This is a genomic window from Orenia metallireducens (genome assembly GCF_003001995.1).
Taxonomy (GTDB): domain Bacteria; phylum Bacillota; class Halanaerobiia; order Halobacteroidales; family Halobacteroidaceae; genus Orenia; species Orenia metallireducens_B.
Window position 1 is genome coordinate 87,111 of record NZ_PVNB01000006.1, and the last position, 26,850, is coordinate 113,960.

The 26,850-nt window shown below is 31.8% G+C and carries 20 protein-coding genes and 1 riboswitch; of the genes, 2 read left to right on the top strand and 18 right to left on the bottom strand.

Annotated features, from left to right (window positions below; genetic code table 11):
* Window positions 1-272: 272 nt before the first annotated feature.
* On the bottom strand, window positions 273-2,570 hold the full coding sequence (locus BX659_RS06025; protein WP_097017765.1) for an alpha-amylase family glycosyl hydrolase: 2,298 nt from the start codon (window positions 2,568-2,570) through the stop codon (window positions 273-275).
* Between the two features lie 372 nt (window positions 2,571-2,942).
* On the opposite strand from BX659_RS06025, the gene BX659_RS18970 reads away from it, so the two are divergent.
* A complete protein-coding gene (locus BX659_RS18970; protein ID WP_172431882.1) occupies window positions 2,943-3,116 on the top strand; it encodes a hypothetical protein in 174 nt (57 codons plus the stop codon).
* A 22-nt stretch (window positions 3,117-3,138) separates the two neighbouring features.
* Here the strand turns inward: BX659_RS18970 and BX659_RS06030 are convergent, their stop codons facing one another.
* The 16 genes from BX659_RS06030 to BX659_RS06105 all read right to left on the bottom strand — a co-directional run bounded on the left by BX659_RS06030 (window position 3,139) and on the right by BX659_RS06105 (window position 25,174).
* Window positions 3,139-3,588, bottom strand: a complete 450-nt coding sequence (locus BX659_RS06030; RefSeq protein WP_097017764.1) for a hypothetical protein — start codon at window positions 3,586-3,588, stop codon at window positions 3,139-3,141.
* Between the two features lie 87 nt (window positions 3,589-3,675).
* Entirely contained in the window at window positions 3,676-4,824 is a 1,149-nt protein-coding gene (locus tag BX659_RS06035; protein WP_097017763.1) for a LysM peptidoglycan-binding domain-containing protein, read from the bottom strand.
* Window positions 4,825-5,214: 390 nt separating this feature from the next.
* A complete protein-coding gene (locus tag BX659_RS06040) occupies window positions 5,215-5,514 on the bottom strand; it encodes a DUF2103 domain-containing protein (RefSeq protein WP_097017762.1) in 300 nt (99 codons plus the stop codon).
* Between the two features lie 648 nt (window positions 5,515-6,162).
* Window positions 6,163-6,357, bottom strand: a complete 195-nt coding sequence (locus tag BX659_RS06045; protein WP_097017761.1) for a DUF350 domain-containing protein — start codon at window positions 6,355-6,357, stop codon at window positions 6,163-6,165.
* 213 nt (window positions 6,358-6,570) lie between these two features.
* Window positions 6,571-8,397, bottom strand: coding sequence for an oligoendopeptidase F (gene pepF / locus BX659_RS06050; protein WP_097017760.1), 1,827 nt, complete (start codon window positions 8,395-8,397; stop codon window positions 6,571-6,573).
* Between the two features lie 178 nt (window positions 8,398-8,575).
* Window positions 8,576-9,106 (bottom strand): DUF5698 domain-containing protein, encoded by a 531-nt coding sequence (locus BX659_RS06055; RefSeq protein ID WP_097017759.1) that lies wholly within the window; start codon window positions 9,104-9,106, stop codon window positions 8,576-8,578.
* A gap of 254 nt (window positions 9,107-9,360) precedes the next feature.
* On the bottom strand, window positions 9,361-10,926 hold the full coding sequence (locus tag BX659_RS06060) for a metallophosphoesterase family protein (protein ID WP_106231727.1): 1,566 nt from the start codon (window positions 10,924-10,926) through the stop codon (window positions 9,361-9,363).
* A 199-nt stretch (window positions 10,927-11,125) separates the two neighbouring features.
* Window positions 11,126-12,895, bottom strand: coding sequence for an alkaline phosphatase (locus BX659_RS06065; RefSeq protein WP_219884426.1), 1,770 nt, complete (start codon window positions 12,893-12,895; stop codon window positions 11,126-11,128).
* A 388-nt stretch (window positions 12,896-13,283) separates the two neighbouring features.
* Window positions 13,284-14,201 carry a homoserine O-acetyltransferase MetA gene (metA, locus tag BX659_RS06070; RefSeq protein WP_106231729.1) on the bottom strand — a complete coding sequence of 306 codons (918 nt, stop codon included), beginning with the start codon at window positions 14,199-14,201 and terminating at the stop codon, window positions 13,284-13,286.
* Window positions 14,202-14,270: 69 nt separating this feature from the next.
* Window positions 14,271-14,378, bottom strand: a riboswitch (SAM riboswitch).
* Between the two features lie 192 nt (window positions 14,379-14,570).
* Entirely contained in the window at window positions 14,571-16,331 is a 1,761-nt protein-coding gene (locus BX659_RS06075; RefSeq protein WP_258176114.1) for an EAL domain-containing protein, read from the bottom strand.
* A gap of 360 nt (window positions 16,332-16,691) precedes the next feature.
* Complete coding sequence (locus BX659_RS06080; protein WP_097017755.1) at window positions 16,692-17,843, bottom strand: YibE/F family protein; 1,152 nt, start codon at window positions 17,841-17,843, stop codon at window positions 16,692-16,694.
* Window positions 17,844-18,094: 251 nt separating this feature from the next.
* Window positions 18,095-19,660 carry an alkaline phosphatase gene (locus BX659_RS06085; protein WP_097017754.1) on the bottom strand — a complete coding sequence of 522 codons (1,566 nt, stop codon included), beginning with the start codon at window positions 19,658-19,660 and terminating at the stop codon, window positions 18,095-18,097.
* 238 nt (window positions 19,661-19,898) lie between these two features.
* The gene (locus BX659_RS06090) at window positions 19,899-21,134 is read right to left on the bottom strand and encodes an EAL domain-containing protein (RefSeq protein WP_097017753.1); all 1,236 of its coding nucleotides are present in this window, start codon (window positions 21,132-21,134) and stop codon (window positions 19,899-19,901) included.
* A gap of 376 nt (window positions 21,135-21,510) precedes the next feature.
* Window positions 21,511-23,244 carry a GGDEF domain-containing protein gene (locus BX659_RS06095; protein ID WP_181186420.1) on the bottom strand — a complete coding sequence of 578 codons (1,734 nt, stop codon included), beginning with the start codon at window positions 23,242-23,244 and terminating at the stop codon, window positions 21,511-21,513.
* Between the two features lie 232 nt (window positions 23,245-23,476).
* Window positions 23,477-23,899, bottom strand: a complete 423-nt coding sequence (locus BX659_RS06100) for an HPr family phosphocarrier protein (protein ID WP_097017751.1) — start codon at window positions 23,897-23,899, stop codon at window positions 23,477-23,479.
* Between the two features lie 285 nt (window positions 23,900-24,184).
* Entirely contained in the window at window positions 24,185-25,174 is a 990-nt protein-coding gene (locus BX659_RS06105) for a YeiH family protein (RefSeq protein WP_097017797.1), read from the bottom strand.
* Between the two features lie 159 nt (window positions 25,175-25,333).
* Here BX659_RS06105 and BX659_RS06110 point away from each other — a divergent pair, with 159 nt between their 5' ends.
* Complete coding sequence (locus BX659_RS06110) at window positions 25,334-26,242, top strand: LysR family transcriptional regulator (protein WP_097017750.1); 909 nt, start codon at window positions 25,334-25,336, stop codon at window positions 26,240-26,242.
* A 33-nt stretch (window positions 26,243-26,275) separates the two neighbouring features.
* Here BX659_RS06110 and BX659_RS06115 read toward each other — a convergent pair whose 3' ends face one another.
* Entirely contained in the window at window positions 26,276-26,833 is a 558-nt protein-coding gene (locus BX659_RS06115) for a hypothetical protein (protein ID WP_097017749.1), read from the bottom strand.
* Window positions 26,834-26,850 lie beyond the last annotated feature (17 nt).

Genomic DNA, 26,850 nt, shown 5'->3' on the forward strand with positions numbered 1-26,850 from the left:
TCTTTATAACTACTTTATTATATAATATTTATTTATTTACTTCAAAGAATTTAATCAATTTTAGTTAATTCATACTTCTCAAAATATATATTTAACCTTATTATAGATGTCCAACCCTGAAATGAAACTTAATGGTTAGCGACACTTTTTACTTTGGTAGTTAGGAGTTAGAGGTTTAGGTAGTGAGGTAGTTCCTAACCACCTGCCCACCTACCGCCTAAATGCCGATTTTTTCTCTATTTTATTACTTTTCTATTGATACAAAATTTATATTAACAACCTAAAATTGCTCCTGTCAATTTTGGTACTCTCAGCTTTACTCTTCCATCTATAAGACTATATTCTCTATTATTCAATAAACCTCTAAGCTTCTTAGAGTTAGCCAAATTATAACTACTTAAATTTACTTCAACCTCTGCTTCCTCTTCTTTACAATTTAAGATAATAAGCAGTTCTTCTTGACCATAGCTCTTAATATAAGCCCAAATTCCCCTTTGATCATCAACAATTAAATCATCTCTCTCCCCTAAACTTAAGGCTAAATGATTATTTCTAGCACTGCATAAGCTTTGATAGAAATTATACAGTTCTTTATCCTGCTCTTCTCCCCATAACATAAAGTTGCGGGAATGATCATAGACAATTGCTCCTGTATTATCATCTCTACAGTCATTTACTTGGGATAAGCCTACCTCTGTCCCATAATAGATAAACTGGGTTCCTGCTAGGGTAAACTGGCAGGTTGCTGCTAACTTTAATCTGCTTTTATCATCCTCTGCTTCCCATAAGAACCGACCCATATCATGGTTATCTAAAAATCTACATAAGATAAATTCATCCTCATAAAAACCATCTAAATAATCTAAATCATCTTTAAATTCTGAAACACTTTTACTACCATAAATAAATAGCTCTCTAAAGCTCCAAACCAATGAAAAATCAAAACAGCCATCTAACTCTCCAGCAAACCTATTTGTAATTCCAGGTCCTTCCCAAACCTCGCCAAATACATAAGCCTCAGGCTTAATCTCTTTAATAGCCATCCTAAACTCAGTCCAGAAATCATGGGACAAACCATAAGCATAATCCATTCTTAATCCATCGAAGTCATAAATTTTTAGCCATTTCAATAAATGTTCATAAATAGTATACTTCCTTGCTGCAGGATAATCATTATTAATATAAGGTAACTCCTTTAATCCAAAAAAACCATCATATTGATTAGGCCAATTAGTAAATTTAAACCAATTATAATATTTACTATCTTTATCCTGTTGAGCCTCAATAAAGAAAGGATGCTTATTAGAACAATGATTTGGCACAAAATCCAAGATAATCTTCAAACCCTTACTATGAGCTCTATCAATCAACTTGTGAAGTAACTTATCATCACCAAAATGCTTATCAATCTCCAAAAAATCTGTTATATGATAGCCATGGTAGTATAATCCCTCATAGAGTGGTGACAGCCAGATAGCCGTTGCTCCTAACTTCTTAATATAATCCAACTTATCAATTATTCCTTGCAAATCTCCACCTTGATAGCTAAATGGATCAAGACCTAAATCATAGTTATTAGTTGGATCACCATCACAGAAACGATCAATAATAATATGATAGACTATTGCTTCCTTAGCCCATTGGGGAGTCTGATATTTCTGTACTAGATAAGAAAAGTTACTTGCCTCTGCTAGAGTATCATTATTATCTGCAAAATATGATATTCCCTTCTGACTATTATAGCCCTCAATAATGTATCTAACCCTTATACCCTCTTTTTGGGCATCAATCTTGGCTTCCCACCAATCAATCAATTCTTCGTCAGCTGGATTTACTTCTGTATAGCTTCTCTTTAACTCTAAGCAAGTTCCATTAATCTCCTTCCCCTTCTTACCTTGAGGTAAAGTCCCATCAATAGTATAGTATAAGTACACCTTATCTATTAAGCCACTCTTAGTACTAACCCTAATAGAGACCTTATCATCTATAGTTGGTAGATTGGGGACATAATTATGATTATGAAATAATTTACTATTAAAAACCGTTTTCTCACTGATGTCAGCAAAAGACCTCATATTGTAGGTATGATAAGGACTCTTTTTTTTACTCTCATCCCATAATGAAACTGAAGAAATTAAATTATTTAAGTACCTTTCTTTTGACTTATCATCGATTTCTTGATTGATTAAATATCTTTTCAACTCATCTTTACTAGGAATCTCTGCTAACTCCTGCTCAGTATAAGTATCATAAACCTTAGTCGCTAGACCATTAGTCATTACCAATATAGGAGCAGGAGGTGAAAGTAGACGGGAGTAGGATATCATCTTCATCTTTACTCCTTGATTCAACTCTTCATTTCCAGCCCTAACAGAGATAACTAACCCCGGTAATCCCTCAACTCTAACAAGTACTTCTGCATTAATATAAACCTTCCGTCTACCTTTTTCTACCAACAGTTTTGCATCAGATTCTATATCTGCTGTTTGGTAGCCAAGTTTATACAAATTAGGAAATAGATATTTCTCTTTAACTCTCTTTCTATACTTTAACCTTATAAGCTTGTTCATCTAAACCATCCTTTACTAAAAGTTTTCCCAAAAAACCTATATACAAAACAAAAACCCCGATTAATTATTAAGAGAATTCTCTTAGTAATTAACCGGGGTTCTTTTAAAAAGATTGCCCTCAAATTTTTGTATTTAACCTAATTATATAATTTATCATTAATTATATCAATGTTTTGCTATAAAAAATCGAAAAAATTATTTCATTTTAAAATGATAAGTTATCATTTCCAAGAGACTAGATAGTAATATAAAATTAAGGAACAATTTAATATTAACTACTATTAGCTATTTTTACTAACATCTTTAATCTAACTTTAACAGATACTATAAATAAGCCTCAATAAATACCTAATATCAAGGAGGATAGTTAATATGCTAGACTATACAAATCTAACTGGACTAAAAAAGATAGTAACAGATTTAGAAAGAATTCAAACCCATGATGTCAGAAATGTTAGGTATATTAAAGAAGATGAATTAGATGGTGTTATTAATCTCTTACAAGCCATTATCAATACCAAAGAGTTCAATAAAAAAATTAGATAGCCTTCTTTAAGGCTACCTATCGTTAATAATAAAAGCTGATCAGTATTAATGCATTGAAAGCATAGGCAAACTCAACTAAACCTAAGCAGAACTGTAATCTCTGTTGCTTACGATAATCTCTTCTATTAAGTTTAATTCTCTTCTCAAAATCTTGTACAGAATTTATAGTTACTTTTTTACTTAACCTAATTATAGTAACAATAATTAGAGTATAACTAATCAAACTGATTAAGGGGTAATTAGAGAAGATAACTATATTAGCCGTATAGTATAAGACCAATAAAATATAAAGTACAGTACTACTAAATTTCATCATCACAAAGGGGTTCTTGCTCTGACTAACCAATTTTAATTGAAATTTGATCTCTTGATATTCGACAATATAATGTTCAAAGCTCTTATCATTGGCTTTTAATTTGGCAATAATAATTACAATATAAATTATTGATAACAATCCTATGTATTCTTTCATCAACTAGTCCTCCTTAAACTAAGTTCCGAGGGAATTAACCCTCGGAACATTTCACCTCTATTGATTAAAAGATCTTCATAAAAATCATCAGTAAGTTAAAGGATCTTCAGAAGGGTTATACTCTTCATAATCACTATCTTCTAAGAAGTCATTATTACTATTTCTCTTATTATTTTCTTTATCTAAACTGGACTTCAACTGCTGTAATTCTTTCATCAATTCATTGTACTTTGCTTCCATTTCATTAATCTTTTGATCTTGTGTTCTAATCTCTTTGGCTTGGGCTGTAACCTTCTGCTGATAGTCTTGAACCTCTATCCCTTCCATAAAAATTTCATAATCCTTTGGATAAGGTATATGAGATTTGTCACTAGTCAATTGATAAGCCCTAAAAACCAACCTAGTAATATCCTCTTTGCGCTCTTTATTGGCTTGATAAGAAATATTAGATATATAATAAAAGTAAGCTGGATAATTAATAGCCAAAGTACTACGCTTAGGAATATATATCTTTTCATTTGGATAAATCAGATTAGGGTCTTCAATATGCTTATTCAAATCTAATAATAAATCCAAGGGAACATTATATTCTTTAGATAAGTAATATAAGTTATCTCCTCTTTCAGCTGTTATTACAAAGATATTATTAAAGGAGCTTGCTCCCAAGGTCAAGTCCAAATAATCCTTAACCCTCTCAGCTAAAATTCCATTCTCTAATACATTCAGCCTCTCTTCTGAAATCATATTACCCTCTTTAATGGTATCAATCCACTCTGGGTCATAGTCCCATCTATTATTGATAAAATCAATATCTAGATTCAATGGTGGAAGATTAGTCAATAAATAATTTGCTAAACCAATCAATGTATCTACCTGCCTTTTAGCAGATAACTTGTAATCATTTGCTTTGTTCTTCAAATCATTTTTAAGTTCCCCTTCTTTAAATGAGACCGCCTTCTCACCACTTGTAAAGACCTTCTGTAGCTCTACATCTCTATCTATTTTGGCAGCCAATAAGATGGTCTTCAAATAAAGAGATTTTGCTAAATACTCTGAGTAAGATAAATCCTCTAAAATAATCTCATCAAAATATTGTTCAGCCTCTGACCAATCTTGATTTTCAAAGGATATTAGCCCTTCCTTATATTTTTCAAAGGGTAATCCATTAGCAAAGATAATTGAACTGCTAAAGACAATAGATATCACTAAAACAATCACTATTCCAAACTTCTTCATAAAAAAGCCTCCTCCCTCTTATTGCCTTGTCTATAAAAATTATTTTTGTAGATTTAATATATCTAGGTCTAATCTACAGGCTAGCTTTAAATAAAACCTCTACTTTATTTTCTTGAATTTATTCACGCTTAACCTTATTTATATTTTTAATCATAGAGCTTATTATTAATCACAAACTCTTGCTATTAAGAGCCATCTACTATAATTTAATAATCTTTATAACTTCTACTAAGCTTGTCTTATATATTTCTATTCTACATAATAATTGTATCTCCTTTAAAATCATTCAATTTGGTATCTTAAAATTAATTGGTTATACTAGATATTTATGTATTAAAACAGACAAATAGTGGCATTACTGGCGTTAATAACTCAGTAATACCACTAGCCTTACTTTACAAATTCTATCTCTTTAATTAATTCCATAGCCTGATCTACATCATCAGTTACTACAAAAACCTCTTGAATAGATGAACTATTTTTAGCCAAAATTTTAATTCCACTAGGAGTAGGATATTTTAACTTCAGATGTGGAGGAATTCCACTACCACCACGGCGATTGATTCTGCCTGGAATTATACTCTTGATTATATTTAATTCTGCTACTTTCTCTAATAAAGGCAGAATATCCTCTATAATAGTATGCTCTTGCTTAATCTTATTAGCCCTATACTTATTATCTTTTCCCATCTTCCCCACCTTTCCTTATTTTTTATATAATTATGGCTAGATTTAAAAATATATAGTATAACTATATTATATAGTAAAACTTTTAATTATCCAAATCATTTGTTAAAAGTAGGGATTAGTTATTATAAAATTTTACAATTAAGAAGAGATAATAAATTTAACCTTTTCTGCTAATTAAATTTAAATATTAATAGTGTCTTTTTATGGGTATATTGCGATACTTTACTTTTAAAAAGTAGACAAATTTCTTAGGTTCCGCCTAAGGGCGGGTTACGTTTTTCCTTGATGAAAAAGTAACCAAAAAATCAAGAAGAAAATTAAACTCACTACGCAATCAAAATATTAATTATTATCATTAATCATATTCTTTATTTAAAATTTGATTAAACTATAAATTCCAGCTCAATTTTTGCTTCGTTCAAACAGAAATTTTCTTCGGTTTTAAAGATTTTAACTGTCAACCATCAACTGTACACTGTCAACTAAGACACGAAAGTGTCGCAATCTCTCTATATTATCTTAATCATCGATAAAATAAAGGTATATAAAAAGACGCCAACTGGCGCCTTAGTTATTATAATTTTTCTACTATACTCCCTAGCATTTAATAATTATATCTGATTGCAACACTTATATAATTTTTCGAACTTAGATTATTGAGGCTGCTACTATAATAGCCACTGCAATAAAGATTCCTGATACTACTACACCAGCTGCTGTATTTCCTTTTTGAATTTCATCATCCAACTTAAAAGGAGTAGCAATATCAAAGATTTTGTAGCCTAATAAGCATAGAACTATACCTATAATTGAATATATTATTGTTGATAAAATTGGATTCATAATTTTACCTCCTTTCTCTTTAATAATAGTTATTTTTTTATTTAATCTAATAGAATAAATTACCACTTAAAGCTTAACTATTAATTTCTTTAAAAACATAACAAATACCTTCTTTCAGAAAAATTTAGTAGCTGATTTCACTCATCTTTGAAAAAACAAAGACGCCCTTTTTTAGGACGTCTTAAAAGACTGTCTTTAAATCTTTACTTAGTATTAAACATTACTTGTTACTAAAACTAACTCCTTCATCTCTTCAACCAACTGCTCAAAAACTTTTAAGGCCTTCTCAATAGGCTCAGGTGTAGCCATATCTACCCCTGCTTGCTTTAACAGTTCAATTGGATAATCTGAACTTCCACCCTGTAAGAAGGTCAAATATCTATCTACAGCACTCTGACCTTCCTCTAGTATCCTTTGGGATAAGGTGATTGCAGCAGAGAAACCAGTAGCATATTGATATACATAGAAATTATAATAGAAATGAGGAATCCTTGCCCACTCGATATCAATCTCATCATCTACTACAATACTCTGACCATAATACTTCTGGTTTAAATTATGATACTCCTTTGCTAATAGTTCTGGAGTTAAGGCTTGCCCCTGTTCAGCTGAGTCATGAATAGATTTCTCAAACTCTGCAAACATTGTCTGGCGATAGACAGTTCCTCTAAACTGCTCTAAATGGTAGTTTAAGATATACTTCCTCTTCTCTTCATCCTCAGTTGTCCTTAACAGATACTGCATCAGTAAAGCTTCATTTACTGTAGAAGCAACCTCAGCTACAAAGATGCTATAATCTGCATAAAGATAAGGTTGAGTCTGATTAGAATAGTAAGAGTGCATTGCATGACCCAACTCATGAGCTAAAGTAAATAGATTATCGATACTATCGGTATAGTTCATCAAGATGTATGGATGGGCATCATAACAAGAAGCTGAATAAGCTCCACTTCTCTTACCCTTATTCTCATAGACATCAATCCAACTATTCTCAAAAGCTTCCTTAATAACTTTTAGATACTCTGCTCCTAAAGGTTTTAAGGCTTCTAAAATAATATTTTGAGACTCTTCATAAGTAACCTTCATCTCTACATCCTTAATTATTGGAGTATAAAGATCATACATATGTAGCTCATCAAGCTCTAAAGCAGCTTGGCGTAAATCGATATAACTATACATAGAGTCTAAATGCTTGCTGACTGTATCGATTAAATTAGTATATACCTCTACAGGAATTTTGTTGCCAGCTAATGATGCTTCCAAGGAACTCTCATAATTACGGACCTTTCTATAAAAGATATTCTTCTTAACATTAGAACTTAAAGTCATAGAGAGAGTATTCTCCAACTCCTGATAAGAACTATAATATGCCTTAAAGGCATCACGACGGATATGGCGATTCTTATCTTTTAGCAAGTCGATATAGCGACCATGGCTGACCTCAATCTCCTCACCATCTTCACCTTTGATAGTAGGAAAAGAGATGTCAGCATTATTGATCATCCCAAAGATATTGCTAGGACCTTGAGTGACCTCACCAGCCAAAGCGATAATCTTCTCCTCCTGAGGGCTAAGATAGTGTGACCTTTGGCGCATAATATCATCCAGATAATGCTTATATAACTTTAACTCCTCTTTCTGTGCTAAATAAGATTCTAATTTATCGATAGGAATCTGAATAATCTCTGGAACCATAAAGGAGCTAATACTAGCAAAATTACTATATAAGGCTTGGATTCTTGCCTTCATCCCTTGATATTTATTAGCTGTAGTATCCTCATCATTCTTTCTAGCAGCATAACTATAGAGCTTTTCCAAGATTCTATTTAGCTCCATACTTAAATTCAACCCTGCTAATAAGGTCTCAGCAGATTCACCTAACTTTCCTTGATAGTCCTCCATTTCAGATACTCTACCCTTTATCTGATTAAACTCCTTCTCCCAACTTTCATCACTCTCGTATAGCTGACTTAAATCCCACTTATACTCTTCAGCTATTTGATCTCTACCCTTTAAGGTCTGTTTTTTAGCTTCTTCCATAGAGTAATTCCTCCCGAAATATAAATTTTAAGATTGTCAGTTAAATCTTCATAAAAATATAATAAACCCTTTAATTGGAGCAAAAAACTAAATTCTAAATATATTATAACACTTTTCTGGTTAAGATAAAAAAAGAATTAAATCTAGTTCAAAATAAGACAGTCTCTAACAGAACTATTTAAATTTTATTCTTCAAACTATAGAAATAATCATTCCTACTTTGACTCAGCGATTGGAAGGATACTAACGGGTCATTTTCACAGGATTTAATAATCTCTTCTAGCTCTTCTCTTCTTTCTTCTGCCAAAATCACATTAATAACATCTATTTCATTATCAACACCTTCTGCCCTTACTAATAAATCTGCTTTAAATTCTGCTTCCCTTATTAACTTTAATAAAAAACAAGGATTATCTTCAATCATAACTGTAGCTTGAAGCAAATTTAAGCTTAAATGATCCTCCAAGTTTAAGCCTAGTATCGTCCCACAAGAGAAGCCAGCACAATAAGCAATTACATTAAAAATATTACTCGTATCTTGAAGGACCTTACTTACTATCAAGATATAAATTAAAACTTCAAAAAAACCTATTGTAGCTGCTAGATACCTTCTCTTATTAACAACCATCCTCACCCTTAATGTTCCTAATGCAACATCAATTGCTCTGGATATAAAGATTAATAATGCCCACAATATAACTTTTACCATAAACTCCCCCCTTTATTCCTTTTTTAATCATAGATAAAATTTTCGATAGTAACATATGACCATCGAAGCTAAGAGTTTATCCCTAGCTGATTATCATTTTCAATACAGAGTTGGTCATTGAACTTAAATATATAAACCAACTTAGCTGATAGTTTATATATACTGCTTATAATTTTTAAATATTAATACAAATAAGAAGAGACAAAGCCATCAGACTCCATCTCTTCCTAATAATATTATTATTTATCTCTACTCTACTGAAATTCAAAGTAAATTTCTGTATTATTATCAGCAGATTCATCATGCCAGATTGACCACAAAGCTACTCCCATTGGATCTTCAGAGAGCTTCATATTTGAAATTATATATTGAGTTGTGTCATCTAAGCTATCGAAATTCTCATCACCTTCATAATGTGCTATCAGAGAAGAGGATACTACAGGAGCTAAAACCTCTATTTGATTTTGCAAAAACCCATCTGTTGCTAGCATAGCTTCAGTTAAACCAAGCAAGCCTTCCTCAATATATCCTTTAGCATAATCCTGAAATTCTAAGCCACCTGTATCAGCATCTACTTCTGTTACTTTATAAGTCTCTACTTCAAGGTTATTATCTGTAAGGGTCAACATCCTATAAGGAGAGGGGTAGGTTACCAAAGAACCAGTCTCTATATCATATAATCTATTACCTTCATCTGTGGTTTTTATAGCAATATCATTGGCATGATAATGGCCTGTAAATACTACCTCCATCCCTAAGTCAGCCAACTCTGTAGAGATAGCCTCCCAATCTTCAACTACATACTCTTCAAATAAACCTTTAGCACTCTGTAACTCAAAATGCTCAATCAATCCATGGTGCATCATCCCAATTACAGTCTTTCCTTGACTCTTTCCTTCTTTAATCTTATCTCTTACCCACTCCAAAGTACTAGCCCTAAATCTACCTGCTGTAACAGGATCCTCACCATTATCATCATAACGACAAGTATCCATAGCAACCAACCAAACTCCAGAAATAGGCTCTACAAGATAACTTAAAGACTTCTTATCCTTCTCTATATATTCAGATTCACTATAGCCATTCTCTTGGTAAATACTTGCAAACTCATCGGCTGTTATTGTCTCAATCTCAATAGCTTCATCACCTTCATACCTAACTGCATGGGGATTATTAATATCATGATTTCCTGGAGCAACATAAACTTGAATCCCTTCCTTCTCAAGCTCTGCAAAATAATTAGCCAGTTGTTCGTGATTTACCCGCTCTCCATCCTTGGTCAAATCACCTGGAATTAAGACTACATCGGGCTTCTGTTCCTTTAAAGATTGAATTGCAGACTCTAATATTGCCTTACTCTCTGCAATCAATTTTCTATCATGTGCCAAATAATTTTCAAAAGCCGCCCCTTCTGTCCCTAACCTCGGATCAAAATAATGTAAATCTGATAACACAGCTATCTTATACTCCCCTTCTGTTCTAGCAGTAAAATCAAGAGAGGATGATTCTTTACTTACTCTTCTACTTCCTGGTATAAATCTCCAATTATCCTTAGCTGGGGTAATAACATCAGTATCTTTTACTCCGTTCTTGCTCCAGTTTCCATCGTGATTGGTTGTAGCTATTCCATCAGTATACTTAAAGTTTAAATTTACACCTTCAAGCCCTACTTGATTTCCCGCTTCATTAGAATAAACTATCCTTCCTGAAACATCATAACTCTCCTCATGGTCATCATCACTACTACATCCTGCCAATAAAAATAAACTTAAAAGTACTATCGATAAGAACTTAATTCTTTTCAACTCATTAAATACCATCAATTATTTCCTCCTTATAGACTTATTAAATACTTTCTTAATACCTTGAAATTATTTGGCTCTAGAACAACATTCAAAGTAAAACTATATTAAAAAGGCATTCACACTTCTTTTAGAATAGTAATGTGCAAGAAAACAATACATCTAAAATCAATGTAAATACCTTTTATATCTAGTAAAATTTTATTTAAGAATTATATTATTCTTCTACTCCAATCTTCAAATCCAAAATCTTAGCCATAGTCTTAGCTACATCGGTATTATCCTCCACTTGACTGAAAGGGTTAGCAGTCAGACCTATAGCAGATAAAGGAACATCAGCATCTGTGTGATAATCAGTTGACCAGGTTACACCAACCCTCTCTGAAAGTATCTGTGATGCTACCTCAGCTGTCTGATATGGATTATTTATATCATTAGCTTCTGCCTCATTCATAGCCTCTTCCAATCTCTCTTTCTCATCAGCAGTTAGATTAGACAATCCATAATTTTCAGCAATATACTCATAAAATGCTTCTCTATCACCATCATAGAAATACTGTAAAGATGACTCCCATTTACTCAGTTTTACATCCTTTAGTATCTCTGCATCAAAATCACCTGTCAACTCTAATCCACCTGTTTCATGGTCAGCAAGTACAACAATTAATGTCTCATATGGATGCTCTTGATAGAACTCATAGGCTTTTTCAACTGCTTTGTCAAAAGCTATTGTATCATAAGCTGTACCAGCAATATCATTACCATGAGCTGCATGGTCAATTCTTCCACCTTCAACCATCATAAAGAATCCGTCCTCATCCTGAGATAACAGTTCAATAGCTTTTTGTGTGACTTCAGCAATGCTTGGAGTTTGAATATTAAGTAGTTCTTCACGATATTCTGAAGCTAGAGATAAGTTCTGTCTATTGATATCATAAGGTAATCCATAGTTAGTAAATGTTGCAAAGACCTTATCTCCTGCTGCTGGAAGATAATCTATGAAGTCTTCGCTCTCCTCTTCTGATAGGAAAGTTATATATCCTTCATCTTCAAAGCTATCGATTAGATTCCATCCATCTTCCCTCTCAGAGTCCAAATTTCTGCCAAGATATGTAGTTCCTTGAGGAATGAAGTATCTATATCCTCCACCTGCAAAGAAATCTACTCCACTATCCAGATAATCTACTGCAATATCATTATAATTATGCCGACTATCATTATGAGCAGCAAATACTGCTGGAGTAGCATGATTTATTCGTGTAGTAGTCATGATTCCAGTAGCCATTCCCTTCTCTTTAGCAGCCTCAACTAAGGTCTTTAACTCAGTTCCATTGGGTAGCTCTGCTATCATACCATTATTAGTCTTACTTCCTGTAGCCAAAGCAGTTCCTGCTGCTGCTGAATCAGTAATAGGCTCATTTGCAGAACGTGTAGTAAATTTACCAGTTACTGGAAAAGTGTTCATAGTTAATTTGGCTGAAGAGTCACCTTCTATAACCTGTAATAAGCTCTCGCCAAGCTTTCTATGAGCTTCACCCATTCCATCACCTATCATATAGAATACATATTTAGCCTCTGCCTTCTTTAAGTTGATATTAAAATCGTTGATTTCATCTTTGGTTAGGAGCTTGACATTATCTTGTTCTCCATGAAAGATGACATATTCATCATTGTTGATAGCTCTTACTTCAACGGTATAATCGGTATTGATTGTCATATCATCTAAAGCAACTATAGCTTTATTATCTTCAATAACCTCTGTATCATTAGCTGATATCAGCTTAGTACCATCCTTTACATCAACCTCGACCCTAGCTATATCTTCTGCTTCATTAGGAATACTGACTTGTACTTGAAGGATCCCTTTATCATTGGTACTTAAATTATCATCATCGTTATCATCACTACAACCTACTAATAAGAATAAACTCATAATAATTGTTACTACTAATAAGAACTTCTTTCTTGGCAAATTATTAAATAACATGAATTACTTCCTCCTTATAATCTTATTTTTTCCCTTATCCTCCATAATTCATAAACCTTAATTATAGACTAAATCTGAGTATATTTTTCTAATTTTAAAATATACCCTTCTTCAATTAATTACTTTTTTATCCCCCTTTATTCTTCAATCTTAGCAATAGATTTCCCCATCATTATCACATAATAATATTAAAAGAAAATCACAATTAAGTTAATGTGTTGTTAAACATTAGCTTTAAATATCATTAATAGAACTAACTTAAATTATATGAGGATAAAGTTATACAAAAAAATAAGGATATTAAAGTAATTAAAAATTACCTTTTAAACAAAATTATATCTCCTGTAAAATAAAAAAAGATGAAACCCCAAAGGTTCCATCCCTTAACTTATTTCATCTCACTTAAATTATATGGTGTCTGTTGATATACATAATAATTGAGCCAATTAGAGAATAAAAGATGAGCATGAGCTCTCCAATTAACAATTGGGTTTTCAGCTGGATCATCATTACAGTAATAGTTCTTAGGAATTTCAATCTCCAAACCTTTATTTACATCCCTCTCATACTCCCATCTTAAGGTATCCTTATCATATTCTGAATGTCCTGTGACAAATATCTGCTTGCCATCCTTACTAGCTACTAAATAAATCCCAGCCTCTTTTGACTCTGCTAGAATTTCAAGCTCATCAACCTTCTCGATATCCTCTCGTCTAACCTCTGTATGGCGTGATTGTGGCACCAAAAAATCATTGTCAAAACCACGTAACAGTTTCACCTTACTCTTATTGATAGTATGAGGAAATATACCAAATAATTTCTTATTCAAAGGATACTTTGGGATGCCATAATGGTAATAAAGCCCTGCTTGTGAAGCCCAACAGATATGAAAGGTAGATGTTACATGATGCAGGCTCCACTCCATAATCTCTTCTAACTCTTTCCAATAGTCAACCTCTTCAAATGGCAGCTGTTCTACTGGAGCACCAGTAATAATCAATCCATCAAAATTCTCATCCTTTATCTCATCAAAGGTCTTATAAAAGGTACTTAAATGCTCCTCAGAAGTATTTTTAGCATCATGACTTTTAGGGTGTAATAACACAATATCTACTTGTAAAGGACTATTTCCTAATAATCGTAGTAATTGAGTCTCAGTAACCTCTTTTAGAGGCATTAAGTTCAAGATCACAATCTTTAAGGCACGAATATCCTGATGATAAGCTCTACTCTCCTTCATTACAAAGATATTCTCCTGCTCTAAAATCTCTGCTGCTGGCAAATTATCTGGAATATTAATTGGCATTTCTACTCACTCCTTTTAGGTCTTAAAATAAAAAATTCTCTTCTTATAAGAAGAGAATTGACTTTACTCCTCTTATCTCTCAACATCACATGGATATTGCTGGAATTAGCACCTTCCTTTTAAAAAGGGGGTTGCTGGGTTTCATCGGGCCAGTCCCTCCACCACTCTAGATAAGAATTATATTCTTTTTCTACAATAGTAACATATATTATCAACTGTGTCAATTCTTTATTAATCAGCTGATTGGATTCTATAATTAAATTTCTTATCAAATATTTTATTACACTTTAGAGATAATTATTACATCATAAATAAGCAAAAACAAAAAGATAGCTTAACGCTATCTCAAAAATTATAATCAATATTCTCTTAGCTTCTACGTAAATCCCGCTGATAGTTACTACCATCCATCTTCTTAACCCGCTTTTTAACTTCTGCAGCAATATCACTTACCTTCAGATGGCTACATATCTCCCTGTCTTTATTACTAACAATAGCTATCGAGATACTTACCAAAGGTGTTTTGCAGATATTCCCTTGTCTATCCTTGCTCATAATATATCCCTGTTCTATATCCTTTTTATTAAAGAACTTCTTAATTTCTAAATCAAATATATCAATTATACTCTGACTGATCAACTCATCCTTTTGAGGATCAGTGACTATTACAAAATCATCTCCACCGATATGACCTACAAAGTCACCTTTATTGCCTACATGCATCACAACTTCTTTTAGTAGTTCAGCTGTATAACCGATAACTTCATCACCTTTTTTGTAGCCATAATAATCATTATAGGCTTTAAAGTTATCTAGGTCTATATAAAGAACTGAAAAGACCTTATCATTTGAAATCCTTTCTGTAACCTCTCTTTCAATCATCATATTACCAGGCAAGTTGGTTAAAGGATTCAAATTTTTGGCATGCTCAATCTTTAATTTCGAGAATTTATCTAGTAAATTTTTAATAGATACTACACCTAAATATTTATCATCTTTAGTAACTATTATACAATCATACACATTGTCAACATCTCTAATCATAGCCTCAGCAGACACCTTCTCAATTGCTGTGTTAGCATCTATTATCAATGGGTTCTTATCCATAATTAAATTAACTGATCTATCAATAAATACAGAGTATCCATAACGAGTTCCCAGCCTAGAAAAGATTTTATTCTTCATTAATAGGCCTACTGGCATCTCATCCTCTAAAACGACTATTTCCTGTAAATCATCATTTCCCTCAAACATCTCAACCACTTTATTGGTCTTAGTATCTAAACTTACTGACACTTGTCTCTTTACTAATTCTCCAATAACAACTCCAACTAAAGAATTATTTTTTACACTATTATTATTAATGTATTGACTAATATCTAAATCACTTACTAAATTCTCAGCAGGTTCTGCAATAAAGTGACCTTGTCCATAATCTATTCCTATATCAATTAGGATTTTCAACTCTTCTTCACTTTCAATTCCCTCAGCAATCACCTTAAGGTCTATCTTTTGAGCAAATTTCACTATTCCCTCTAATAATGATAACTTAAGCTGATCATTATCAATACCATGAATTAAACACTGATCTACCTTAATATAACCATAACAGGCTGATGAAATTGTCCTTGCATTAAGCTCTGCTCCTAGATTATCTATAGCAATTTTACAGCCCTGACCTGTATAGAAATCTAATAATGTCTTAAATAACTCTTGATCCTTTACAGCTAACTTTTCTGTCAATTCTATAACAATATTCTTTTTTGAAAAAAGCACTAAATCATCGAAATTATCTTTAAATTTTCTTAAAAAACCTTGATTAAAGAGAGTATCGGGATCTATATTGATAAATAGCTTTTGCTTCTCTTTAATGCCTTCAGTCTTTAATAGTGTATTCTTCCGACAGATATTTTCCACATCAGAGACTAGTCCATATTTTCTAGCCACAGAGAATAATTTTGTAGAATTTTCTAAAATATTACCCTCTGGTCCTTCAGTTAACGCCTCATACCCTAATAATACCCCATCCTTTAAGCTAATAATAGGTTGAAAAAGTATTCTTATATTCTTTGTCCTGATTATCTCCTTTAGACTCTCCAATATAGGATCTCTGTTAGATACATTATTCAAAATCGATTCCCTCCTATATTAATAACCTTTTTGGCAAATTACCTTCGACCTATATTATAGTGGGCTTCAACAATAAAACTTCTAGCTGTTAGATAAGAATATCATAACAGACAAATGTTAAGATTTAGTTATAAATAGATTAATAACTTGTTAACAAAACTTTAATCGGTATCTTTTTATAATCCTGTGACTCCAGAATTCAAAGATAGGGCTATATGGGTATATTGCGACACTTTTTGAGTTTAAGTATAAGATTAAGTATAAGTCTAAGGATAGTTTAAGCAGTGTTTTTATGATTTACTCAAACTTAATCTTAGCCTTATACTTAGTTGCAAAGTGTCGCATTATCTCTAGAAGATCTCATTTTAAATTCACTGATTCACCTTCTCTTGTTTTATTAAATATATCTCTAATATCAACTGAATATATCCATCCAGCAAAAAAGGCTGTAATAGGTGCTACCAATACCAGACCGATACTTCCTGTTAATGTACGTAAAATTTCTGCAGATACCATTTTAAAATTTAACATCCTACTAAGAGTTGACTCCTTAGTCATAAATAACATTAATAAAGTAAGATAACCCCCAGAATAAGCCAAGAGTAAAGTTGTTGTCATAGTACCAATTACTGCCCTTCCCACATTAAACCCAGATTGAATCAGCTCTTTTCGCTTGATATCAGGTTTCTTTAGCTTGATCTCTTCCATAGAAGCTGCGATATCCATTGCAATATCCATCGCAGCTCCTGAAGCTCCAATTACTATAGCAGCATAGAAGATATCCTTCATGTCCAAATCTAGATGACCACTAAACAACAAAGTTTCTGCAAAGGGTGAGGTCATTCCCATCAATCCTAAGCGATTACCGAAAAAGACTGTAATTGCTATAGTTATAGCTAAACCTGAGATTGTTCCCACAAAAGCAGCTAATCCCTTCTTATTAAAGCCAGCTACTGCAAAGATAATAAGAGCTGATAATAATAGTAGAATTAGTGAGGATAATAACAAAGGATTTTTACCCTCTAATAATCCTGGAATTAAGAAACTCCAAATCAAATATAGACTTGCTATAAAGGAGAATAATGCCTTAACTCCTGTATATCCAGCATACCAGACTAATAATACTACAAATAAAATAAAAAGTACTAATTCCCAATTCTGTCGATAGATATCTATAGCTTTGGCACTGATAATTTGATTATTCTTCTCCAAAAGAGCAACTACTATCTTATCTCCCTCTTTATAATAATTATCTATATCTAGCTTACCAAGTAGATTATTTGAAGCTGATATCTCTTCTCCTTGATATTTACCTTCAATAATTCTAACCTGCAAAATTTGAAAACCAATCTTGGAGATACCTGCTTGAATCATATCACTATTATCAGTATCTAGAACAATAGCTTTAACCTCTACATTTCCCTCTCTATCTTTAGAATTTATATTAAGAAAAAATAGTCCTGTCATTAATAGAAGCATGACTAATATTACTATTATTTGAAGCCTCTTCATCTAAATCACCTCAGATAAATTTATAAAATTATAAGTATTCCAAAGTCCTTATAAGAATATTGATATTTTAAGAGTTTTAATCTGTATAACCTTAATACAGCTCTAAGACTAAGTTTAATCTAATTATAAATAGTCGGGGTTAACCCCGACTATTTATTTTAATAATAAATTATGGCATTTTATTTTCTAAATTACTGATTATAGTGATTTGCTCTTTTTTTATATAAAATTAAGGTTGGATAAGACACTGATTATTTACCTAGTTGAACTGCCATTACTTCTGACATTTCTTTAGCAATTTCAGTATTATCTTTATATCCTCCAAAACTATCTGCTCCAACACCTATAGCAGATAGAGGAATTGAAGTTGCGGAATGGGCATAAGTAGTCCATTGTAAATTAGCTCTCTCTGATAGAACATGGGTAGTAGCAATTGCTACTGGATCATAGCCACCATACTCTCCAGCAGAACCTTTGTGCCCTTTATCCACCATATCCATATTCTTTTCAATTTCAGCCTTTTCTTTAGCAGTTAAATCTCTTAATCCTAAATTTTTAGCAATATAATCAAAGAATTTAGCTCTATCACCATCATACTTACCTTCTCCATAGTTTAATACATCTGCAGTAGATACTTTAGCATCTGTTAATATATCTACATTTAAGAAATAGTTTTTAGCAAAACCTAGACCAACACCACCAGTTTCATGGTCTCCTGCTACTACAATCAAGGTCTCTTTTGGATGAGCTTGATAGAACTTATAAGCTTTACTAATAGCTCTATCGAAAGCCAAAGTATCATGCACCATCCCAACAGGGTCATTTGCATGGGCTGCATGGTCAATTCTTCCACCCTCAATCATCATAAAGAATCCATTCTCATATTGAGATAATACATCAATACCCTTTTCAGTCATTTCAGCCAAGCTTGGCACCTTGTTCACATCTCTATCAACCTCATAAGGCATATGACTATAAGTAAATAAAGCTACTACCTTATCCTTACCTTGTGGTACAAATCTTCTAAATTGACTAGTATCTGCTTCAGAGATAAAGGTATTATATCCTTTACCTTTAAATTCCTTAACTAAATCTCTATCATCTTTTCTCTTAGACTTTAAATCTCCATTCTTAGGTACAAAATATCTATAACCACCAGCTGCTAAATATTCAACTCCACTCTCTACATATTGAGCAGCAATTTCATTCTCTTTATTTCTACTATCAATATGTGTTGCAAAGGTTGCTGGAGTAGCATGGGTCAATCTAGTAGTAGAAACCAATCCAGTAGCCATCCCTTTACTTTTAGCTCCCTCTAAAAGAGTTTTTATCTTATTACCATTTGGCAATTCAGAGATTACTCCATTATTGGTCTTATATCCAGTTGCCAAAGCTGTTCCTGCTGCTGCAGAATCTGTTACCAATGAATCAGAAGAATATGTAGTATTGATCCCTGCTACTGGAAACTTATCCATTACTAATTTAGCATTCTGATCCTTACTTTGATACTTAAAATAATATTCTGCTAACTGACGTTGAGCTGCTCCTAAACCATCACCTATAAAATAAAATACATATTTAGGAGCCTTAGCATCCAACTTTAAAATTTCTCCAGGATAAATTAAAGTAGCATCATTAATATTATTTAATTCAACAAGTTTCTTTACACTTACTCCTGTTTTAATTGCAATCTTGGCTAAAGTATCACCTGGCTTAACAGTATATGCACTTGCAGCCAAAGCAATACTACTCATTAAAACTACTAAAGACAAAACTAACAAAAATAATGAACTTTTTGATAATAAACCTCTTTTCAAACTTCTTCTCCTCCTTATTGTCTTATCAATATTTTAGTATTTTAAGAAGTTCAAATAACTTCTTAATTTAACTATCATTATTGCATATCCTTATTACAATTGTTTTAAAAAAACATTAATATATTGTTAACACTTTCCTCAATTGATAAAAGTTATCATTTTTCCGTTTTATTCAACCTCTTAATAATATAAAAAGATGGCTACTATTTTATTTAGTAGCCATCTTTTTTATTAAACTTTATATCACTAACCTTTGAGAGTTTCCATTAAAATAATCTAGATTTAACTTTTCCCTTGAACTTAGATTTAAAAAGAATTTTAGAAGCTCTTTAATAGAAACTGTACCAAAATAATTATTATTTTTAGTAATGATTATGCAATCATATATATCTACGAAATCCCTTTTCATCGATTTATCGATTACCTCTTCAATTGCTGTATAGTAATCAACTTTTAATGGATTCTCTTTTATAATAGAGCCTATATCTTTATTTTGATTCAAATTATTGTGTAAAGCTCGATTTCTAGTGATTAGACCTATTATTTTCTCATTATTTAAAACCACTAAACTCCCTAACATCTTATCCTCTTTAAAAATATCTATTACTTCGTTGATATCAACTGAGCTATCTACAATAATGTTTCTTTTAGCAATCTTTCCAATAATATTTGGCTCTAAAAGCTCTCTTTTCTCCTCATTCTTTTTCAAAATATAATCTATAATATCTAAATTATAATCAACCTGCTGCTGGGGTCTAGCGATTAGATATCCTTGACCATAATCAACCCCCATAGCTAAAAGAGTATCTAATTCAGCCATCGTCTCAATTCCTTCAGCAATGACCTTAGAATTAATCCTTCTAGCAAATCTCATAAAACTCTCTAACAAAGCCTGTTTAATTGGTTCACTATCTATATTTTGAACCAAAGAACGATCTAACTTAATATAATTATAAGAAATAGAGACTATTGATTGTAAGCCTGAATAGCCAGCTCCTGTATCATCTATAGCAATCTGATAGCCTTGCTGCTTATAATGGTCTAAAGCCAAGCTAAAACCTTTATAATCATCAATACAAGTTGTTTCAGTCAATTCAATTACTATATCCTCTTGAGAGATATTTATATTCTCTATAATCTCTTTAGTTATACCACCTTTAAAGCTATTATCATAAATTACCCCTGGATCAACATTTAAAAATAACTTAGTGCCACCACCTATAGTTTCACTATTTAACAGAGCCTTCTCTCGACAGACCTGCTCTAATCTAAATAGCATATTGTGCTCTCTAGCTAATGTAAATAGTCTGTAAGGACTTTCTAAGTCACTACCTTCAGGTCCCCTGCTCAAAGCTTCATAACCTAATATTTGACCATCTTTTAAATCAATTATAGGTTGGAAAAGAGTTCTTATACTCTTATTATCAATAACCTTCTTTAAGCCTTCTACCAGAATCTTATCTTTACTATTCATACTCTTTCCTCCCAATTAATAATATAAGTCAGTTTTAATAAACTTAACCATCCTTATTAATTATAGAATATCCTGAAATCATATATATTGAAGTTATTAATAAGATCAACTTTTCTATCAATAATTATTATCAGGCTATGTTAAATCTTTAATAGCATAAAGTAAAGGGAATAGAAATAATATTTAGTTATCAAAGCTAGTCTAATAAATGCTTTTCAGTGTTATTATTCCATAGTATTGTTAATAGAGTATAAAAGAAATGTTAAGAATTAGTTAAAATTAATCTCTTTAATGATATTTTTGATTATAATAATCATATAATTTATTTTAACTAATATTTCAACAATTTTGAGTTGTTATCTCAAGAAAGATAAGCTTATTTATTCAATTTAATAAAAGCACTTCCCTCTTGCTTTTGAGCAGACTCCTTTAATTCAAGGGCTATATCACTGATTTGGCGATAATTTATAATATCATTATTATGATTATTTATGATAGATATCGAAATAGATGTTAATGGATACCTTTGCATATTACCATCTCTATCTTCAACTCTTAAATAACCCTTAGTTATATCCTCTTCTCTAAAGTATTTAGGAATTTTTTTATCAAAAACTCTAATTATATCTTTACTAATCAATTCATCTTTATCAGGAGTTGTGATGATTATAAAGTCATCTCCTCCGATATGACCTATAAAATCATCATGATTACCAAGCTTCACTAGAGTATTCTTCAATAAATCTGCAGTGAAAGCTAAGACCTCATCCCCTTTTTTATATCCATATTTGTTGTTATATGGTTTGAAATGATCCAAATCTATATATAGGACAGAGAATAATTCCTGCTTTGCTAAACGAATAGATACTTCCTTTTCAATAGATAGATTCCCTGGTAGACCTGTTAAAGAATCTACTCCTCTAGCCTGTTCCACTTGAAGCTGAGCCAACCTATCCAATAATCTTCTAATAGAAGCTGTACCTAAATATTGATTATCTCGCATTACTATAACCTCATCATAAATATCTTCAATATTACGTCTCATTGCTAATTGTGCTACCTGTTCGATAGTTTCGTCTTCATTGACAATTAAAGCATTATCCTCTATTATTGAACTTACCTCTTTATCCACATAGGTAGAATAAGCATACTTTGTATCCATTTTAGAATAGAACTTATTTCTAGTTAGCAAAGCAACAGGCTTCTTTTTAGATAAAATCACTATACTTTGCAGATATCTCTTCTCCTCAAAGATATCAAATACAGAACTTACTTTATCATTAATTTGAACAGTAACCCCTTCATTAATCAAATGTCCAATCTGACTATAATCTCTGCTTCGATAGAATTCTCTTTTCTTCTCTAAGATATAATCTACAATCTCTAATCTATCCACTATCTCTTGATTCGGTCTAGCTATTAAATAACCTTGCCCATAATCAACTCCCAATTCAATTAAAGTCTTTAACTCTTGCTTACATTCAATCCCTTCTGCTATAACCTTCGCACCAATCTTTCTTGCAAAGTTTATCATAGACTCTAACAAAGAGTACTTTACCATATCTTCATGAACATTTCTGACTAGAGATAAATCTAACTTAATATAGTTATACGAAATGGAAACAATAGACTGTAATCCTGAATATCCTGCACCTGCATCATCTATAGCCACCTTGTAACCCTTAGCTTTACACCTCTGTAGTGCTTCTCCAAACTTATTGAAGTCACGAATATGGGTCTTTTCAGTCAACTCTATGACTATATTACCTTGAGAAATCTCTATATCTTTTACATTTCCATTATAAAAATCATAGATCATCGTTGGATCAACATTAATAAATAGCTTACAGTTTAAATCAAAAAGTTTAAATCTATCAATCGATTTATCCCTACAAATCCTTTCTAACTCTTCCATCCTATCGGCTTTGATAGCAGTAGTAAACAGACTTGGAGCACTCTCTAAAGGACTATCTTTGGGGCCTCTACTTAATGCCTCATATCCTAAAATTTCTCCATCTCTTAGACTGATAATTGGTTGAAATAAAGTTCTAATATCTTCGTTTTCTATAATTTTATTTAATTCTTCTAATAATGCTTGCTCTTGCCCCATCATTTTTTATCTTCACCCCCATTACTTATACACATATCTATATGATCAAATCTCTTTTTATTCAATAAATTAACTTTTATATCATACAAAATATAACAACCCCAATTCAATTTACCATTCTTTCTTATTATGCTTTATTCTAGATAAATATATTAAAACCTTCTTGAACAAATAAATTTCTATAAAAAATGAGTTGGGTTATATAACCCAACTCATTTTTTATCTTAAAGTTTTAAATTATATCTTCATCCATATCTATACCAATTGATTCCATCGTCTTTCTAACGCCCCTACCAATCATTGAAACAACTTCAGCAGGATTAGGTACAGTATATCTAGCTATCTCATCTCCTAATTCCTGGGCTACTGCTTTTTTATCTTGTAAATGGCTCAATATCCTTAGCTTATTCTCAATTAAATCAGCAATTCTATCCACTGCAACTTTGGCATCATTACCTTCAGCTTGAATAAGCAACTCTTCTCCATCTTTAACAGCTAAACAAATTAATCCTAAGATACTCTTAGCATCTGCTTCTTGATTATCCTTAATTATCTTAATTCTAGAAGCATACTTCTCTGCTTCTTCTACCAAGATAGATGCTGGTCTTGCATGGAGATTAAACTCATTTCGGAGTTTGACCTTTCTTTCAAACATCTTTGCGTCCCCCTTTTTTGAAGTAAGCCATCATTAAAAAACCATAACCAAAGTTATTAAGTAATAGTTGGAATGAATATTGATAAGATAAGAATACTAATATTTTTAATAGAGTTATTATCAGATTTTTGATTAACATATTTAATTTTTTATAAAAATTATCTCTCTTAATTATATTATACATTTGCTGATAGAATATTGTCAATATTATCTAAAATTAAGATATATTAAAAAAGTAGATCTATTTTTTAGACCTACTTTTAACTATCGCCATATATTTCTTGTTTATAACATTAATTTAATTAAAAATGTAATCAGAAGTAATTGTCCCAAGAAGATAAATAGACCTGCTATTAAAGCTTTAGGACCCTGTTTGAGAAGACTTGACAACTTAATCTTTAAGCCTATTGCTGCCATAGCAATAATTAATAAGACTTTACTTAAAGATTTTAGAAAATTACTGATAGTTTCAGGAATAATTCCAAGGCTTCCTAACAGGCTGAATATAAAGAATCCAACAATAAATCCTGGTAAGGAGAACTTACCTTTAGAATCAGAATTATTATCACTACTAGAGAAGGTAAATAATAAAACTACTGGCGCTAACATTAAAATTCTACCCATCTTGACTACAGTAGCTAGTCTACCTATCTTATCATTTATAGAAAATCCTGCTGCTACTACTTGACCTACAGCCTGTAAAGTCCCTCCAATCATCAGACCACTACTTGCTTCTTCTAACCTTAGTAGATGTACCAATAAAGGAAGCAGAAAAATTCCAATAGTCCCTAAGAGGTTAACTACTCCAATAGATAAACCAATCTCCTCTTCCTCCTTAGATACAATCGGTGCTACTGCTGCAATCGCCGATGATCCACAGATTCCATTTCCTACTCCTAGCAAAATACTAAAGCTAGGTGATAAACCTAATAATCTGCCAAAGATAATCCCCATCGTTATAGTACTAAATACCATAATTATAATAACAATAATTGCAGAGAGTCCTAGTTCACCTAAAACAGACAATTCCAGCTTCAACCCCATCAACATAATAGCTAAAGAAAGAAGTTTCTTCTCAGCAAAACGGACTCCTAACCCATAATTACCATCAAAATCAAAGAAATTACCTATAACCATTCCCAATAAAATAGCAATAGTAACCCCACCTAAATTTGGAATCCAAGTTGCCAGATACCTCCCAACAAGAGCAATCACAGTTGCCAAGAATAGACCCGGTATCTTTTGAATTATTAACTCCCATCTACTACTGTCCATACCACTCACCTGAATACACTCCCTTTATAATTTTATATTAGTAACTTTTTAACATTAGCGATAACATCATCTTTACTTATATTTTAATATTCAATTTACTATTAGTAAAATAGTATGATATTATTAATTATATAAGTAATTACTTATAGGGGGTCACTGATGAATTTAAATCACAAGATTAATTTAAGAGAAATTAAAATTTTTGCAACAGTCTGCAAGACTACTAGCATGTCTGAAGCAGGTAGGCAATTATACATGACTCAACCTGCTGTTAGTCAAACAATTATAGATTTAGAGGATAAATTACAGGTTAAGTTGTTTGAGAGGATGAATAAAAAATTAATTTTAACCCATGCTGGAGAGATACTTTTAAAATATAGCAAACGGATAATTTTGATTATGGATGAGGCAGAGAACACTCTAGAGGATATAGCTAATTTAAAGATTGGAAAGATAAGGGTAGGGGCTAGTATGACTATTGGTACCTATCTACTACCTTCAATTATTAAAGAGTTTAATACTAAGTATCCAGAGATTAATTTAAATCTTATTATAGATAATACCAGTGTAATTGAAGAGAAGATTCTAAATAATGATATTGATATCGGGCTGGTAGAGGGGCTAATTGGAGCTAAAGATATTCTCTTTGACTCCTTTTTCCATGATAAACTCTTTTTAGTCTGCTCTAAGGAGAACTCTTTAGCTAGAAAGAGGATAATTGAAAGAGAGGAGATGGCAGATCAATACTTTATCAGTAGAGAAGAGGGGAGTGGAACTAGAGAGATAATTGATAAGATTATGAATGCATATAATATTACTTATAACATCAGGCATACCTTAAATAATATCGAAGCAATCAAGAAATCTATTAGAAATAATCTAGGTATCTCTATCCTCCCAGAGATTGCTATCCAAGAAGAACTTGTAGCAGGTGATTTGCTAAAGCTAGATATAAGAGATATAGAATTTAAAAGAAGTTTTAATATAATTTATCATAAGGATAAGAATTTAACTAATCTATTGCAGAAATTTATAGAGCATATCAAGAATCATTCTAGTATTAAATAAAAATAACAAGGGCATCAGATGCCCTTGTTATTTTTAATCTAAACTCCTATAAGATTTAACCTCCATCTTAGCCTGATAATTGGTCAGCTCTTCTAAAAAGCCATTGATTACTATCTCTTCACCTAAATACTTATCTAAAGAATGATAAGTATCAGAATCTAGTCTAATCACCTTCTGCTTTTTAGTTAATAAAACTAAGCCTTCTTTATCCTCCTCTAAAGTTCCTAAAACAGAGACCTCTTTATAATCATTACTATACTCGACATCATATAGCTTTACCTTGAGTTTGGCTTGAGTTAGCTTCCCCTCCAAATTCACATCCTCTACCTTTCCGGTTAAAACTAGGGGTAATCCCTTTAGACTCCTTAACCTATCCTTTAAATCTCCAGTAATTAAATATCTATTTCCATCATAACCTTTAAAGATCAATAAACTAATTGTACCTGTTCCCTCTTCATAGATAGTTCCTCCTAGGCTATGGTAACCCTCTTTTAGTCCTTCAGTCATTATCTTCGAAGAGCTCATAGCATATATGGTAAAGGTACTCAATAGCATGAGTAGTAGACTTATTACTATTAATAGCTTCTTCATTATTGTCTTTTCCTCCT

Excerpts from the sequence above, each read along its gene's own strand:
- BX659_RS06105 (WP_097017797.1), bottom strand. The coding sequence starts at position 25,174 with ATGGACAGTAGTAGATGGGAGTTAATAATTCAAAAGATACCGGGTCTA.
- BX659_RS06100 (WP_097017751.1), bottom strand. The coding sequence starts at position 23,899 with ATGTTTGAAAGAAAGGTCAAACTCCGAAATGAGTTTAATCTCCATGCA.
- BX659_RS06115 (WP_097017749.1), bottom strand. The coding sequence starts at position 26,833 with ATGAAGAAGCTATTAATAGTAATAAGTCTACTACTCATGCTATTGAGT.
- BX659_RS06110 (WP_097017750.1), top strand. The coding sequence starts at position 25,334 with ATGAATTTAAATCACAAGATTAATTTAAGAGAAATTAAAATTTTTGCA.
- pepF (WP_097017760.1), bottom strand. The coding sequence starts at position 8,397 with ATGGAAGAAGCTAAAAAACAGACCTTAAAGGGTAGAGATCAAATAGCT.
- BX659_RS18970 (WP_172431882.1), top strand. The coding sequence starts at position 2,943 with ATGCTAGACTATACAAATCTAACTGGACTAAAAAAGATAGTAACAGAT.
- BX659_RS06090 (WP_097017753.1), bottom strand. The coding sequence starts at position 21,134 with ATGAATAGTAAAGATAAGATTCTGGTAGAAGGCTTAAAGAAGGTTATT.
- BX659_RS06060 (WP_106231727.1), bottom strand. The coding sequence starts at position 10,926 with ATGGTATTTAATGAGTTGAAAAGAATTAAGTTCTTATCGATAGTACTT.
- metA (WP_106231729.1), bottom strand. The coding sequence starts at position 14,201 with ATGCCAATTAATATTCCAGATAATTTGCCAGCAGCAGAGATTTTAGAG.
- BX659_RS06025 (WP_097017765.1), bottom strand. The coding sequence starts at position 2,570 with ATGAACAAGCTTATAAGGTTAAAGTATAGAAAGAGAGTTAAAGAGAAA.
- BX659_RS06095 (WP_181186420.1), bottom strand. The coding sequence starts at position 23,244 with ATGGGGCAAGAGCAAGCATTATTAGAAGAATTAAATAAAATTATAGAA.
- BX659_RS06030 (WP_097017764.1), bottom strand. The coding sequence starts at position 3,588 with ATGAAAGAATACATAGGATTGTTATCAATAATTTATATTGTAATTATT.
- BX659_RS06055 (WP_097017759.1), bottom strand. The coding sequence starts at position 9,106 with ATGGTAAAAGTTATATTGTGGGCATTATTAATCTTTATATCCAGAGCA.
- BX659_RS06035 (WP_097017763.1), bottom strand. The coding sequence starts at position 4,824 with ATGAAGAAGTTTGGAATAGTGATTGTTTTAGTGATATCTATTGTCTTT.
- BX659_RS06065 (WP_219884426.1), bottom strand. The coding sequence starts at position 12,895 with ATGTTATTTAATAATTTGCCAAGAAAGAAGTTCTTATTAGTAGTAACA.
- BX659_RS06040 (WP_097017762.1), bottom strand. The coding sequence starts at position 5,514 with ATGGGAAAAGATAATAAGTATAGGGCTAATAAGATTAAGCAAGAGCAT.
- BX659_RS06080 (WP_097017755.1), bottom strand. The coding sequence starts at position 17,843 with ATGAAGAGGCTTCAAATAATAGTAATATTAGTCATGCTTCTATTAATG.
- BX659_RS06045 (WP_097017761.1), bottom strand. The coding sequence starts at position 6,357 with ATGAATCCAATTTTATCAACAATAATATATTCAATTATAGGTATAGTT.